The following is a 14,841-nucleotide window of genomic DNA, read 5'->3' on the forward strand; positions in this document are numbered from 1 at the left end:
TTTTTATATTTGTTTTTTTAGCTTAAAGCCAAGCATTGTAAAAAAATACTTAAATACAAACTTTGGGTATTGTTTTAAAACACGTTCACGAACATGTTTATGCATCACCATGCGTTGTAACCATCGTAAACCTAATTTTTTGACCAGTGGATGGTAATAGTCGGGCTTAATAGATGTTTGAGTTAAAAAGCCTCCACAGGTAATGATAACAGCGGGAGCCAATAAACGGTTTTTTATGTAAGTTGAAAACGCTTCTTGATAGGGGGTTCCCATACCAACGAGCACTACTTCAGCGCCAGCCTCATTTAAGTCATTAACAACCGCGTCTTTATCTTCAATATAGCCGTTGCGATTAAATACAATATTTAACTTTGGGTATTGTTGCTGAAGAACTTCGACCGCCTTTGCGTTTTCTTGTTCGGTAGCGCCTATGACTGCGATACGTTTGCCACTTGCTTCAACAGCATGTAAAAAGTCAGCGGCAATAGAGCTATAGTCAAAACTTGCTCGCGTGATTTTATCTAAAAATAAATTATGTAACTTACATAAAAGCGAGCCATCAGAAAAATAGTAATCTACCTGCTCTATCAACGTGTGATCTTTGGCAACCTCATAGTAAGAAAACGGGTTTAAAAATGAGATCACTGAAGAGTGGTTTGACTGGAAACAAGCATCTTGGACTGAAGTAAAGTGGGTGCCTGATATCAGTTTTTTATTTAGTTCTAAATTCATAGTAGTGCTTCAAATAATCGGTAGTAATGTGCGGTTGAAGAGGCCAAGAAAAAATCATTTATATCAGGGCTAGGTTTGTCAGAGCCAAATTTATCAAATTTAACCACCTGCTGAGCGAATTCGCTAGTATTAGCAAATGAAATTAGATCACCTGCTTGGCCGTGTTTCGTCAATTCTTTTGGACCATAACGACAATCGAAAGCAATTATAGGTGTGTTTAAGTAAGCAGCTTCAACGAGCACGGTTGGTAGTCCCTCCCATCTTGATGGAAGTAAAATAGCTTTAGCGTGCTCAATATACTTATAAGGATTATCAGTTGTGCCGTGGAGAATAATATTATCGCTAAGTTGATGTTTCTCAATTAAATGAGTTAAGGAAAGCTTATCGGGTCCATCCCCTAAAATAACGACTTTAATGTCTGGGCACTGTTGTTTAGCTTCAAGCACAATCTTTACTAAAAAGTCATAACCTTTTTGATAATGCAATCGGCCTACACAAACATAGTAGTCATGATATTCAACCGCCTCTTTCGCGCGCGTTTGTAAACTTGCATCAAGCACAGGATTATAAATACGGACAGCATCTTTTGCATTTATAACGTTAAAAGCGATTAGGTTTTCTTTAATCCCTTCAGAAACACAGACAACTTTATCAACATTCCTATATAAAAAAGTAGCGGCTAATCTGCGTAGTAGGTTCTTTAGCTTACTTTCTTGAGGTAAGTTAATGGGCACATGTTGTACCGCAACCGTCTTAATATGATTGGGGGTCAAAAAAGAAAATCGAGATAAACCACCTTTAGTAAAAATAACTAAATCAGGATTAAGCTGTGTTATGAGCTTTTTATAACCCGCAAAGTCTCTGGGGCCGCTAAGCAATGCAATTTCTCCAAGCGATTGGTAACGCGAGAGTAAATCCCCATCTTTGCTTAAACATATTATTGATATAGAGCATTGATGATAGTGTTTTAAGCCAATAATCAATTGCTCTGTAACGCGCTCCACGCCACCTAATGAGAAGTCTTCGAGTACGAAAGCTAAGTGCATGATAGTTTACTTTCCTAGAATCTTCTTGATGTTATGAAAAATTGAATACTTATAAATATCTTTATGAGAACGTATAAGTAAGTTAAGTGGTACCCAGCGACCTTCAATAATCGCTTCCCAGCAGCGCATCGCATTTTTTTGTTTGGAACTGAGCAGGGCAGAGTGTTTCGCTAAAAACTGTTTAAAGCCAATAAGGCGATTAGGTGAGCGAGTAATACTTAGCTCTGCTTGCTCTTCGTATTGCAAATAAGTCGGTTTAGGAAGCTTTAGGCCTTTACCAAATTCTTTAAAGAATCGAACCCAGGTATCGTAGTCTTGCCACGCTTTAAAATCAGCATCAAAACCACCTATTGCTTGTAATTTTTCTGTTTCACAAAATAGCTGATTTCCCACTTTATTTACGACAAGAAGATCATCAAGTGATAAAGAGCCAACAAAATAATTATGATCAGTTTTCTCTTGGCCTTTACAAATAGTAACCGGAGTACAAAGTGACGAATATTCGTTTTGCCAATTTTCTAAAAAGTAAGATAAGCGGTTAGCCGTAAATTCATCGTCGTCATCTAAGCCTGTAATAAACTCACCTTTTGCAGCCTTGATAGCTACATTTCTTGCGGCGCAGGCTCCTTGCGCAGATTCATTATGAAAAACAGTAATTCTAGAATCAGAATTTACCAGAGAATCTAAATACTCTTTCGTGGTGTCCTTAGAGCCATCATTAACAATGATGAGTTCCCAATTACTATAATCTTGCTTCAATACGCTATTTACAGCGCGTTGAAGGTTGGCTACACGGTTATGCGTTGGCATGTAAATAGTGATAAGGGGTTTTGACATCAGTGATCTCTGCTCAAAATTGACGGCGATATGCAGCTTAAGCTCATTGCCTATAAAGCCAAATAATAAAAAGACAGAATTATACCTAATGAGAGAAAATATGTCATAAAAAGTAAAGTCATCATAAAAACAGTAATTTATAAAACCATACGATTTCAACTTACTAATTAGCAATGTTTTTGCTGGTTTATTAACCAAATTGTGCTAGTTTTTATGTATCTCTGAATTGCTATTGTGTTTTTTACAAAATAAAACATGTTTGCAATAAGAGGTAACAATTTTGTAAGGGAGTATGTGGGATATTACTTCAAGGTAATTACAAAAATAATAAATCGTAATACGCACCTGTTCGTTCCTATTCAGTCAGTTTACAGTAAAGTGCTGAGCACTTAGCTTAGCGCGGGGGAAATATGGATTTTTTCTTAGCAGTAATTTCGTCATTTGTTTTTTCGTTTTTTGCAATAAACTTATTGCGACCAGTTGCTATAAAAATAGATCTTGTCGACAAACCGTCAGAAAGAAAAAACCACATAGGCCATGTGCCTCTTATTGGTGGTGTTGCTATTTTTTGCAGTGTATTAACCTCTAGCAGTATGTGGCTAACAATAGACAGTGAGCTATTTGTATATTTGTTTTCTGCCGGATTAATGGTTTGTTTAGGTGTTGTAGATGATAAGCACGATATAAGCGTTCGTTCCAGAGTGGCCTTTCAGGTACTTGTCGCAACATTTATGATTGTAGCAATGGATAACTACATCATCGATTTAGGCGATTTACTTTTTTTTGGCAATGTTGAGCTGGGTAAATTTGGCATATTACTAACATACTTGGCGATTGTCGCGATTATTAATGCGTTTAACATGGTTGATGGTATTGATGGTTTACTAGGGAGTATGGCAATAAGTACGCTGTCATCCATTGCACTTCTACTATTATTAAAGCAACAAGAAAATCTTTTCACTGTACTTGTTATTGTCGCTATTCTTCCTTATTTAATTTTTAACTTAGGTGTTTTTGGAACACAGTATCGAAAGATATTTATGGGCGATGCTGGCAGTATGTTTATTGGTTTTACAGTCGTATGGCTTTTAATTGATAACACCCAAGGACCTAGCGCAACTTTTAGACCCGTAACGGCCTTATGGATTGTAGCGGTTCCATTAATAGACATGGGTTCTATAATTATAAGGCGCATTAAAAAAGGCAGCTCACCTTTTAAAGCTGACAGAGAACATATACATCATTTACTTTTAAAAGCCGGTTTCTCTAAATTACAAACATTAATAATTATTGTTGCTCTAAGTGTAAGCTGTTCTTTAATCGGTGTGCTTACTGAGTGGTTAGAGTTCAATGAAAGTGTAATGTTTGTCAGTTTTTTATTATTTTTCATGCTTTATAACCTAGTGCTTTCAGATAGTTCTCGCCTTAAAAGACCACTAAAGTTAATAAAATTAAAAAATTTAAAACGCAAGCGATGCCAAAAGTTAGTCAGAGGCTAAATATAAAAAGTAGCAACTAATCACTTAAGTGGCTAAAAAAGAAGCGCAGTGACTCTTATATCGCTGTTTTTTCATTTTGATCATAGAACCTTCTATGGCTATGTGATAAAAAGTGCGCTGCGTTGCTAAAGGTACAGATACAGATGGCCTTTGCTGTTGAGTATGTTGATGCACAAACCTTAGTCATAATAACTTATTAAGACCCGCTGAAAAGCGAACTTTTAATACTGTGTTTGCTGGGGTGTTTGAAACTATTTGTAAAATGTTGGTGTATTTTAATATTAAAGGGGTTACATGAAAATTGCTGTAGTAGGTACGGGATATGTTGGTTTATCAAACGCTATGTTATTAGCTCAACACAATCACGTTGTTGCATTAGATATAGATGAAGATAAAGTAAGACTATTAAATAACAGGCAGTCACCTATTGTAGATTCTGAAATTTCAGAATTTTTACAGCATAAAGAGCTTCATTTTATAGCGACCACAGACAAGTACGAAGCTTTAAACGAAGCTGAGTTTATAATTATTGCAACCCCCACTGACTACGACCCCGAAACAAACTACTTTAATACCAGCACAGTAGAGTCAGTGATTGGCGATGTATTAAACATTAATCCTACTGCGACAATCATTATTAAATCGACAGTACCTGTAGGGTATACCTGCTCGGTAAAAGAAAAGTTTAAAACAGACAATATACTGTTCTCGCCCGAATTTTTGCGAGAAGGCAAAGCCTTGCACGACAACTTATTTCCATCACGTATTATTGTGGGTGAACAGAGCGAAAGAGCAAAAGTATTCGCTAATTTGTTAGCACAAGGTGCAGAAAAGGAAAATATAGATATGCTTTTTACAAATTCAACAGAAGCCGAAGCAATCAAATTGTTCTCTAACACTTACCTCGCTATGCGTGTGGCTTATTTTAATGAATTAGACAGCTACGCTGAAAGTCATGGACTTGACTCTAAACAGATAATTGAAGGTGTAGGGTTAGACCCTCGTATAGGCACGCATTACAATAATCCTTCATTTGGTTACGGCGGATATTGCTTACCTAAAGATACGAAGCAATTACTGGCTAATTATAAAAATGTGCCAAATAATATGATTCGCGCAATTGTGGATGCCAATACAACACGTAAAGACTTCATCGCAGAATCAATTTTAAAGCGTAACCCTAAAGTGGTGGGTATTTATAGACTGGTGATGAAGTCGGGCTCAGATAACTTTAGGGCTTCTGCGATTCAAGGGGTAATGAAACGAATAAAAGCAAAAGGAATTGAGGTAATTGTTTTTGAACCTACTTTGCACAGTAGTGACTTTTTTAACTCTAAAGTTATTAATGACTTAACAGAATTTAAAGCGCTGTCTGATGTAATTATAACTAATCGACTTGTTAGTGAACTTAAAGATGTACTCCCTAAGGTGTACACACGAGACTTATTTGGTAGTGACTAAACTCAAGTATTCGTATTAAAGCGTATAGAGTGTTAAAAGTAACGGTCGAGCTGGTTTAGGGACATAATTTGTCATATAATTCTCGGCCGTAAAAATTTAGCTATAGCCATACCCAGAAGGGATTTTTTTAGTAATGTCATTTGATTTTTTGCTGTTTTCTTTTAATGCATTTTTGTTGACCTACGCACTTATTTGGTTGGCCAAACCAATTGCCTTTAAATGTGGCCTAGTTGACCAACCCAATCATCGTAAATTGCACGAAGGTTCTATTCCGCTAGTAGGCGGCGTGTGCGTATTTTTAGGGATCAGTATTAGTGCCGTTTGGTTGCTACCTATAACAGTAGAAACATTTACTTATATCGTACTTGCCGGCCTTATGGTGTTTGTTGGCGTAATTGATGATTACAAAGACATTCCGGTAAAGCCTAGGCTTATAGTGCAAGTAGGCATTGCATTAGCAATGATCTTTTTGCTTGACTATAAACTGGTATCACTTGGCCACTTATTTAGTGATACGGGGGTTAGCCTTGGTAACTTTTCAGTGGTATTTACGGTAATTGCGGTTGTTGGGTGTATTAATGCATTTAATATGGTTGATGGAATCGATGGTTTAGTTGGGCTTTTATCACTTATCGCGTTTTCGGCTTTGGCCATATTACTGTATAGAGCCAATGTAGACTGGTACATACTGTGTGTATTTTATGTAGGCGCTATAGTGGCATACTTAATGTTTAATTTAAGTTGGCCATTTAAAAAATATAAAAAAATATTTATGGGCGATGCAGGCAGTATGCTAATCGGTTTTACAATTATTTGGCTGTTATGTATTGGCACGCAATCAGAAACGCCAGCTTTAGCGCCCGTAACTGCTCTTTGGATAATAGCATTACCCTTAATCGACATGGCTGCGATTATGATTCGTCGAGTTAAAAAGGGCGACTCTCCGTTTAAACCAGACCGCGAGCACTTACACCATATTTTTATGCGTGCCGGTGCCTCACCAAAACAAACACTGTTACTTATTGCGATGATGTCTCTTGGGATGACCTGTTTAGGTATATTTTTAGAGCACATTAGCGAAACAGTAAGTTTTATTGTGTTTATTGCCACTTTTTTAATTTATACCTACTTACTTACACACATATGGAAAGTACTTACCTTTATGAGACGAGTAAAAAGTAAACTTAAAAGAGCACGCTAAAAAATTTTTTCAAAATTAAGAAATAACTCAAACAGCGGTTTTGTTGGTGTTTGAAAAGGGTAAGGGGAAAATTGCTCTTACTTTAAAGAGCAATTTAGTGCGGTCATCCTTGACTCATCTATGCATAACACTTTGTACTAACTTCATTTTAATCAATAAACCACACTTTACAAGTTTATTCTCCGCACAAAGGTATGCGCGGGCTGACCTTAATAACAGTCATAATTTAAATGCAGTAATTAAGTGGCGGCCTCTTTAATGGCCCTACCAACATGACGTAGCCCGTGGAACGGGGTTGATTTCCATACTTTTGTATGTATAATCTCGCCTGTTTAAAGGATGTACCGCAGTAAATGGACAGTGTAAAAGCACTGAATTACAAAAACTATACCATGCAATACGCCCTCATAAATTAAATCGTTGCGACATGAAAATGTTATCTCGAATGATTTCAAATAAATAAAATTTAGTACGTTTTTTGTTAAAAGTAAGACAAAGAAATGACTTTGGATTATTTATTATTCATGGTGCATTCATATTCACATGTGAACGAGTAAAAATACGTAAACAGCACTGTTTTAAAGAGCTGTTAACTTGCGCATAACAAGCCGTCATGCTTTAATTAGCCAGCTTAAATTAGCAAGTGTTAATCTAATACAACAATCTTTTGGGAAGAAGAATGGCGTTCAATATAAAAGTATTGGTAGCAACTTTGTCTATCATCACAGTGAGTGGTTGTACGATTATTCCAGGTAGTCACTATGAAGGAATAGAGTCTGGTGACCAAGTTGAAAATTTAGAAAAAGATCTCGAAAAGGTCAATATTCAAATTATTGATTCTTCATTAATAAATCAACAAAAAGCAAATCATAAAAAAGTTAAACAACCAAACAGTTTAGCCGGTGTTGATTTAAATGATTATGAGTACAAGCTAGGTGTGGGCGATGTGCTTACAATTGGTGTGTGGGATCACCCTGAGCTTACAATACCTGCTGCAGTGCAACGTACTGCTGAATTCGATGGCTTTAGAGTTCAAGCCGATGGCACGATTACCTATGCCTATGCACCAAATATTCAAGCCGCTGGTCGCACGGTTTCGCAAGTACGTGAAGACCTCGTTAAGCGTTTAAGCCGCGTAATCGAAGACCCTCAAGTCGACGTGAAAATAGTGGGCTTTAGAAGCCAAAAAGCCTATGTAACCGGTGAAGTTGCAAAACCAGGCGTATACCCAGTAACCGAAATACCGCTTACATTAGTCGATGCGCTAAACCAAGCGGGTGGTTTAACTGAGCGTGCCGACTGGCGCACTGTAACGTTTACTCGTGGTAATAAAACCGAAGAAATTCAGCTAGACGACTTTTATGCGCACGGTGATATTTCTCAAAATCGCTTGTTACAGCATGGCGACATTGTGCATGTTGCACGCGACGACAAACAAAAAGTATACGTAATGGGCGATGTACAAAAAGCGGGCACTGTTAATGTTGATCGCTATGGCTTAAATTTAGCCCAAGCATTAAGTGACACAGGCGGCATACGCGAAGCAACAGCCGATGCAAACGGTATTTTTGTACTTCGTAAACGTAACCTCGAAACCGACGGCATTATTGCTGATGTATACCAGCTTCATGCAAAAAATGTTGCTGCGTTAGTGCTTGCCGAGCAATTTGAGCTGCAACCACACGACATTGTATACGTTACAGCTGCACCATTAGCTCGTTGGAACCGCGTAATAAGCTTGTTGTTACCATCAATCTCAACGGTTGAACAGTTTGATGACATTACAGCAAATTAATAAAGGTATTAATAAGTATGTTTGACTCAGTTTTAGTGGTGTGTGCAGGCAATATTTGCCGTAGCCCAACCGCAGAGTATGTACTTAAAAGTAAGTTACACGGTAAAAATATTGCTGTTTGTTCGGCTGGCTTAACTGCACTTGAAGGTAAACCAGCCGATGCAATGGCACAAAAAATAACGCTTGAGCACGGTATTAATATGGCGGCTCATGCTGGCAGACAAATTAGCTCGTCGCTGGTTATGCAAAACAGTGTTATTTTAGTCATGGAACAACGCCACCTAGATGATTTATGTTCACGTTATCCACAAGCCAGAGGCAAAACCTTTTTGCTAGGTAAATGGATTGGTGATAAAGAGATCCCAGATCCTTATCGCCAAAGCGAAGAAGCATTTAAACATGTGTATGACCTAATCGATAGCGCCTGCAGCGCTTGGCAAAAGTATTTATAAGGAAACCTGCATTAATGAATGCTCAGCCTACAACTCTGTCTGGTAGTAATAAATCAGGTAGTACTAACACACAAAATTCGCAAGAAATAGATTTAATGGCGCTGTTAGGCGCATTAATCGATCGTAAATATTTCATTGTATTAATAACCACACTATTTATGGTAGCTGGAGTTATTTATGCGTTGTATGCCGCGCCTGTTTACCAAGCAAGTGCAATGATACAAGTTGAAGACAGCAGTGCCTCGGTACCGGGCTTTGACGACATGAGCGGTATGTTCGAAAGCACCTCGGCAGCAGTAACCGAAATAGAGCTACTTAAATCGCGCTCGGTGATTGGTGAGGCGGTTGACTCGCTAAATCTTGATGTAGTGGTTGAACCAAAGCTTTTCCCGTTTATTGGTAATAAAGCATTTAGAAGCTTTAAGCCACAGACCCCAGGCCAATTAGCCGAGCCAAGCTTTGGTGCCAGCAGTTACGCATGGGGCGGCGAAAGTATCGATGTATTTAGGTTCGATGTACCCAGCTATAATATTGGGCAAGAGTTTATTATTGTTGCAACACAAAATAACCGAGTTGAGCTACAAAATGCCGATGGCGACACATTGCTAACAGGTGCTGTAGGTAAAGAGCTAAGTAATGGTATTGTTAGCCTAACAATACGCAGCATTAATGCACGCCCGGGTACGGAGTTTTTAATTACTAAACGCGACCGTTTAAATACCATTTTAGATTTACAAGCAGCGATTGGCGCAAGCGAAAAAGGCAAAGACTCGGGCATTATTAACCTTAGTTTACAAAGTGAAAATGCAAGTTATGCCGAAAGAGTACTCGATAAAGTAGCGGCTATTTATGTTCGCCGCAATATCGACCGAAACAGCGCCGAGGCACAAAAATCACTGGAGTTTTTAGAGGTACAACTGCCTGAGGTTAAAAAGCAGCTTGAGTTTGCAGAACAACGCTTTAACGATTACCAAATAAAGCAAAAGTCAGTCAATATTACCCTAGAGACCCAAGGTGTACTTGAGCAAATAGTTGAGCTTGAAACAAAACTGCAAGAGCTCGAGCTTAAGCGTTTAGAACTTGGCCGTAAGTTTAAAAAAGACCACCCAACCTACCAAGGCGTAATAGAGCAAATTGCTGCGGTAGAAAAACAGAAACAAAGCCTAACTGGCGAAGTAACAAACCTACCTTCAACCCAGCAAGAGTTATTACGTTTAAAGCGCGATGTTGAAGTAAGCAACCAAATTTACACCATGCTACTGGGCAAAACGCAAGAGCTCGATATTGTACGTGCAGGCACTGTGGGTAATGTAAGAATAATCGACACGGCTGAGGTTAATCGCTCTAAGCCAGTAAAACCTAAAAAAGCGCTTATTGTCGTTATGGCAACCATGCTAGGCGGCATGCTGGCCGTTGCAATTGTATTAATACAAAAAGCGATTAATAAAGGGGTCGAAGACCCAAGCGAAATAGAAAGCATAGGCCTGCCTGTGTATGCAAGCGTACCTTACTCAGACTATCAAGATAAACTTACTGGCTTTAGCCGCGCGCGTAAAGGCCGAGCAAAAGCGAAGTCGATTTTGGCGGTAGATAACCCAGCCGACCTCTCGATAGAGGCACTGCGTAGCTTACGCACCAGCTTACACTTTGCGATGATGGAAGCTAAAAACAATATTATTGCAATTTCGGGCCCGAGCCCAGGTGTAGGTAAATCGTTTATATCGGTTAACTTGGCAACAGTATTGGCACAAAGCAATAAAAAGGTACTCATTATTGATGCCGATATGCGTAAAGGTTACTTACAAACACAGTTTGATATGCAATGGGATAACGGTTTAAGCGATTACTTATCGGGCCGTTTAAATTTAGACCAAGTAACAAAGCAGTCACAGGTTGAGGGGCTAGATGTAATAACCCGTGGGCAAATACCGCCTAACCCATCTGAGCTGTTAATGCACACTAACTTTAGTAAGCTGGTGGCAGAGGTAAGTAGTAAATACGACATTGTAATTATAGACACGCCACCTATTTTAGCGGTAACAGACCCTGCAATAGTCAGTGCTCATGCAGGCAGTACTTTATTGGTGACTCGTTTTGGCCAAAACCACTTGCGCGAAATAGAGCTAACCCGTAACCGCTTTGAGCAAAATGGTATCGACGTAAAAGGCGTAGTATTTAACGGCGTATTACGTAAAGCCAGTAATGCCTACGGTTACTATGGTTATTACAACTATGAGTATAAGTCGGGTAACTAAGTAATAGCGTTTTATGTCGCGATACAATAGTTAAACAGCATTTTCTGATTTGGATGAAAATACTTGAACGGAATTTCTGAAGCGAAATATATAAATGCTAGTTTAGCTAATGCTTAAAAGTTTTTTAATATATAAAGTTTATTAGAGGGTAGGCTTTAGGTTTGTTGATTAATAGTATTTTCGCCCTCTAATATAAATTGAAAAGTATGGTATTTAAATGACTAAAGGAATTATCTTGGCGGGTGGAAGCGGCACCCGCTTATACCCACTAACAAAAGTAGTAAGTAAACAGTTAATGCCTGTTTATGACAAACCCATGGTGTACTATCCAATCGCTACACTTATGAATGCAGGTGTTCAAGATGTTTTGATAATTACCACACCTGCAGAGCAAAGTCGTTTTAAAGAGTTACTAGGTGATGGCCGAGAGTGGGGTATTAATATTGAATATGTAGCACAGCCTTCACCTGATGGTCTTGCTCAAGCATTTTTATTGGGCGAAGAGTTTATTGGTGATAGCAATGTTGCTCTAGTCTTAGGTGATAACCTTTTTTATGGCCATGATTTAGTTAAGTCACTAACAAATGCAGCCTCTCGAGAAGTTGGTGGTACTGTATTTGGCTACCATGTTGCTAACCCTACAGCTTATGGTGTTGTTGAATTCAACGACGAAGGTAAAGCTATTTCTATTGAAGAGAAACCCACGCAACCTAAATCGAACTACGCTGTGCCTGGTTTGTATTTTTTTGACAATAAAGTAGTTGAATATGCAAAGAATGTTAAGCCCTCGCTTCGTGGTGAATTAGAAATTACAGATGTTATCGAGCAGTATTTAAAAGCAGGAACATTAAATGTTGAGATTATGGGCCGTGGTACTGCGTGGCTTGATACGGGTACACATGACAGCCTCCTTCAAGCAGCTCAATTCATCGAAACTATCGAAAAACGGCAGGGTCTAAAAGTGAATTGTCCAGAAGAAGTTGCTTATCGTATGGGGTATATAAGTGCTGAACAATTACGTGAGTTAGCAGAACCCTTGCGCAAAAGTGGTTATGGTGAGTATTTGCTAAATTTACTTTCGCAAAAGGTGTTTTAATGAATATTATTGATACAGCTATTCCCGATGTGAAAATTTTAGAGCCTAAAGTTTTTGGTGATGAGCGTGGTTTTTTTTTAGAAACGTTCCGAGAGGATTGGTTTAGAGAATCAGTCGCTGATGTCACATTTGTACAAGATAACCACAGTAAATCAGCGCAAGGCATATTGCGTGGCTTGCATTACCAAACAGAGCAAACCCAAGGTAAGTTAGTTCGAGTGACTCAAGGTGAGGTTTATGACGTTGCAGTTGATATGCGTAAAAATAGCCCAACATTTGGGCATCACATTGGTGTTTTATTGAACAGTGATAATAAACGCCAATTATGGGTGCCAGCAGGGTTTGCGCATGGTTTTTATGTAACCAGTGAAAGTGCTGAGTTTGTGTATAAATGCACCGATTATTACGCTCCCCAATTTGAACAGAGTGTTATTTGGAGTGATCCAGCCTTGAATATTGAGTGGCCATTGGTTGATGGTAAAGCGCCTTTATTGTCGGCAAAAGATCAAGCTGGTTTATTACTCGCGAATGCCCCAGCCTTATAAGAGAAATCGTAAAATGAATAAAACAATTTTTGTCACAGGTGGTGCTGGCTTCATTGGTTCAGCGCTAGTGCGCTTTTTAATTGAAGAAACCGAACATACAGTCGTTAATTTCGATAAGTTAACGTATGCGGGCAATCTCGAATCTTTAAACTCAATAGAAAGTAGTACTCGTTATAATTTCATACAAGGTGATATTTGTGATCGCGAACATGTTAACTCTATTTTTGCGAAATACCAGCCTGACTTTATAATGCACTTGGCAGCAGAAAGTCATGTAGACCGTTCTATAGATGGTCCGGGTGAGTTTATCCAAACGAATGTAGTAGGAACATACGAATTGCTTGAAGCTGCTCGCAGTTATTACGCTGGATTAGGAAATGACAAGAAGGCACAATTTCGCTTTCACCACATCTCGACAGATGAAGTTTATGGTGACCTAGGTGAAACAGGCCTTTTCACAGAAGAAACATCTTATGAACCAAGCTCGCCTTATTCGGCTTCAAAAGCTGCTTCGGATCATTTAGTTAGAGCCTGGCATCGAACCTATCAATTACCGGTTGTTATAACTAACTGTTCAAATAACTATGGTCCATACCACTTTCCTGAAAAGTTGATTCCATTAATTATTTTGAATGCTTTAGAAGGTAAGCAATTGCCTGTATATGGCGATGGTAAGCAAGTACGCGATTGGTTATATGTTGAAGACCATGCCCGTGCACTTTATAAAGTGGTTACTGAAGGTAAGTTGGGTGAAACTTATAACATAGGTGGTTTTAATGAAAAACAAAATATTGAGGTAGTCACGACTATTTGTAATCACCTTAATGAATTAATCCAAGAAAAGCCTGCAAATTTAAATGACTTTAAAGAACTCATTTCATTTGTAAAAGACCGCCCAGGACATGATGTTCGTTACGCAATTGATGCAACTAAAATTAATAAAGAGTTAGGCTGGCAACCAGAAGAAACGTTTGAATCCGGTATTTTAAAAACCATTAAATGGTATTTAGAGAACCAAGCATGGTGTCAAAATGTGCAAGATGGCTCTTACCAGCGTGAGCGTTTAGGCAATAATTAATGAAAGTACTTATTATTGGTAAAAATGGGCAAGTTGCATGGGAGCTACAGCAAACTTGCCCTAGTCATATACATGCGAAGGCTTTTGGCCGCGAAAATATTGATATTACTAACCCAAATAGCATTGAAGCGGTAATAAGTACGTTTCAACCTGCGGTTATTATAAATGCCGCGGCGTATACAGCGGTAGATAAAGCAGAATCAGATAAAGATAACGCCTATCTAATAAATGCGACAGCTGTTGAGTATTTAGCAAAAGCAGCACATAAACATAGCATCCGTTTCATTCATATATCGACGGACTTTGTGTTTGATGGTAGTAAAAACAAGCCATATACAGTGAGCGATAAAGCAAACCCGATCAATGTTTATGGTGCATCTAAATTGGCAGGTGAGCAAGCTATTGCGAAGTATTGCCCTGAAAATTCAGCAATTGTTCGTACATCTTGGGTTTATTCGAGTCACGGTAATAACTTTGTAAAAACAATGCTGCGTTTAATGGCAGAAAAGGATGAGTTAAATGTAGTGAGCGACCAAATAGGGTGCCCTACAAACGCGAGAGGCCTTGCGCGATTTTTATGGCAGCTCGCTGTGCTGGAAAGCTTGGAGCCGATTTATCACTATAGTGATTTAGGTGTAGCAAGTTGGTATGACTTTGCTGTGGCAATACAAGAAATAGCCTATGATGCAGGTAAATTAGAGAAAAAAATACCAATAAAGCCGATCCCAGCAAGTAATTACCCAACCCCTGCCAAGCGACCGGTGTTTAGTTTGATGTTGAAAGGTGATAATGGAGTACATTGGCGTGAGTATTTGAGCTCAATGTTGTCTTAGTTATTTTTCTA

At 38.6% G+C, this 14,841-nt stretch carries 13 protein-coding genes; 10 read left to right on the forward strand and 3 right to left on the reverse strand.

All coding sequences use genetic code 11. The annotated features are described in order from the left end of the window. Positions 1-3: 3 nt before the first annotated feature. Genes BM378_RS11665 through BM378_RS11675 form a run of 3 tightly spaced genes read right to left on the reverse strand, consistent with a single transcriptional unit; the run spans position 4 to position 2,615 of the window. Positions 4-732 (reverse strand): WecB/TagA/CpsF family glycosyltransferase, encoded by a 729-nt coding sequence (locus BM378_RS11665; RefSeq protein ID WP_051501940.1) that lies wholly within the window; start codon positions 730-732, stop codon positions 4-6. Continuing rightward, positions 729-1,778, reverse strand: coding sequence for a glycosyltransferase (locus BM378_RS11670; RefSeq protein WP_074989239.1), 1,050 nt, complete (start codon positions 1,776-1,778; stop codon positions 729-731). Before BM378_RS11670 ends, BM378_RS11665 begins: the two co-directional genes overlap by 4 nt. 6 nt (positions 1,779-1,784) lie before the next feature. Next, positions 1,785-2,615: a glycosyltransferase gene (locus BM378_RS11675; protein WP_143104583.1), complete on the reverse strand. Its 831-nt coding sequence runs from the start codon at positions 2,613-2,615 to the stop codon at positions 1,785-1,787. 410 nt (positions 2,616-3,025) lie between these two features. Between BM378_RS11675 and wecA (BM378_RS11680) the strand changes: the two genes are divergently transcribed. From wecA (BM378_RS11680) to rfbD, 10 genes are all read left to right on the forward strand, one after another. Next, positions 3,026-4,114: a UDP-N-acetylglucosamine--undecaprenyl-phosphate N-acetylglucosaminephosphotransferase gene (gene wecA, locus BM378_RS11680; protein ID WP_036973263.1), complete on the forward strand. Its 1,089-nt coding sequence runs from the start codon at positions 3,026-3,028 to the stop codon at positions 4,112-4,114. A gap of 294 nt (positions 4,115-4,408) precedes the next feature. Next, a complete protein-coding gene (locus BM378_RS11685; RefSeq protein WP_074989241.1) occupies positions 4,409-5,575 on the forward strand; it encodes a nucleotide sugar dehydrogenase in 1,167 nt (388 codons plus the stop codon). 133 nt (positions 5,576-5,708) lie between these two features. After that, positions 5,709-6,776 (forward strand): UDP-N-acetylglucosamine--undecaprenyl-phosphate N-acetylglucosaminephosphotransferase, encoded by a 1,068-nt coding sequence (gene wecA / locus BM378_RS11690; protein WP_074989242.1) that lies wholly within the window; start codon positions 5,709-5,711, stop codon positions 6,774-6,776. Positions 6,777-7,455: 679 nt separating this feature from the next. Further along, positions 7,456-8,571 (forward strand): polysaccharide export protein, encoded by a 1,116-nt coding sequence (locus BM378_RS11695; RefSeq protein ID WP_074989243.1) that lies wholly within the window; start codon positions 7,456-7,458, stop codon positions 8,569-8,571. Between the two features lie 17 nt (positions 8,572-8,588). After that, positions 8,589-9,023 carry a low molecular weight protein-tyrosine-phosphatase gene (locus tag BM378_RS11700; protein ID WP_036973259.1) on the forward strand — a complete coding sequence of 145 codons (435 nt, stop codon included), beginning with the start codon at positions 8,589-8,591 and terminating at the stop codon, positions 9,021-9,023. Between the two features lie 14 nt (positions 9,024-9,037). Next, positions 9,038-11,278, forward strand: coding sequence for a polysaccharide biosynthesis tyrosine autokinase (locus BM378_RS11705; RefSeq protein WP_074989244.1), 2,241 nt, complete (start codon positions 9,038-9,040; stop codon positions 11,276-11,278). Positions 11,279-11,495: 217 nt separating this feature from the next. Further along, positions 11,496-12,374 carry a glucose-1-phosphate thymidylyltransferase RfbA gene (rfbA, locus tag BM378_RS11710; protein WP_074989245.1) on the forward strand — a complete coding sequence of 293 codons (879 nt, stop codon included), beginning with the start codon at positions 11,496-11,498 and terminating at the stop codon, positions 12,372-12,374. Next, positions 12,374-12,919 carry a dTDP-4-dehydrorhamnose 3,5-epimerase gene (gene rfbC, locus BM378_RS11715; RefSeq protein WP_074989246.1) on the forward strand — a complete coding sequence of 182 codons (546 nt, stop codon included), beginning with the start codon at positions 12,374-12,376 and terminating at the stop codon, positions 12,917-12,919. The genes rfbA and rfbC overlap by 1 nt, the downstream gene beginning before the upstream one ends. Before the next feature lie 13 nt (positions 12,920-12,932). Beyond that, on the forward strand, positions 12,933-13,997 hold the full coding sequence (gene rfbB / locus BM378_RS11720) for a dTDP-glucose 4,6-dehydratase (RefSeq protein WP_074989247.1): 1,065 nt from the start codon (positions 12,933-12,935) through the stop codon (positions 13,995-13,997). Next, positions 13,997-14,830, forward strand: coding sequence for a dTDP-4-dehydrorhamnose reductase (gene rfbD, locus BM378_RS11725; protein WP_074989248.1), 834 nt, complete (start codon positions 13,997-13,999; stop codon positions 14,828-14,830). Before rfbB ends, rfbD begins: the two co-directional genes overlap by 1 nt. Positions 14,831-14,841 lie beyond the last annotated feature (11 nt).

The sequence above is a fragment of the Pseudoalteromonas lipolytica genome (assembly GCF_900116435.1).
Taxonomy (GTDB): Bacteria; Pseudomonadota; Gammaproteobacteria; order Enterobacterales; family Alteromonadaceae; genus Pseudoalteromonas; species Pseudoalteromonas lipolytica.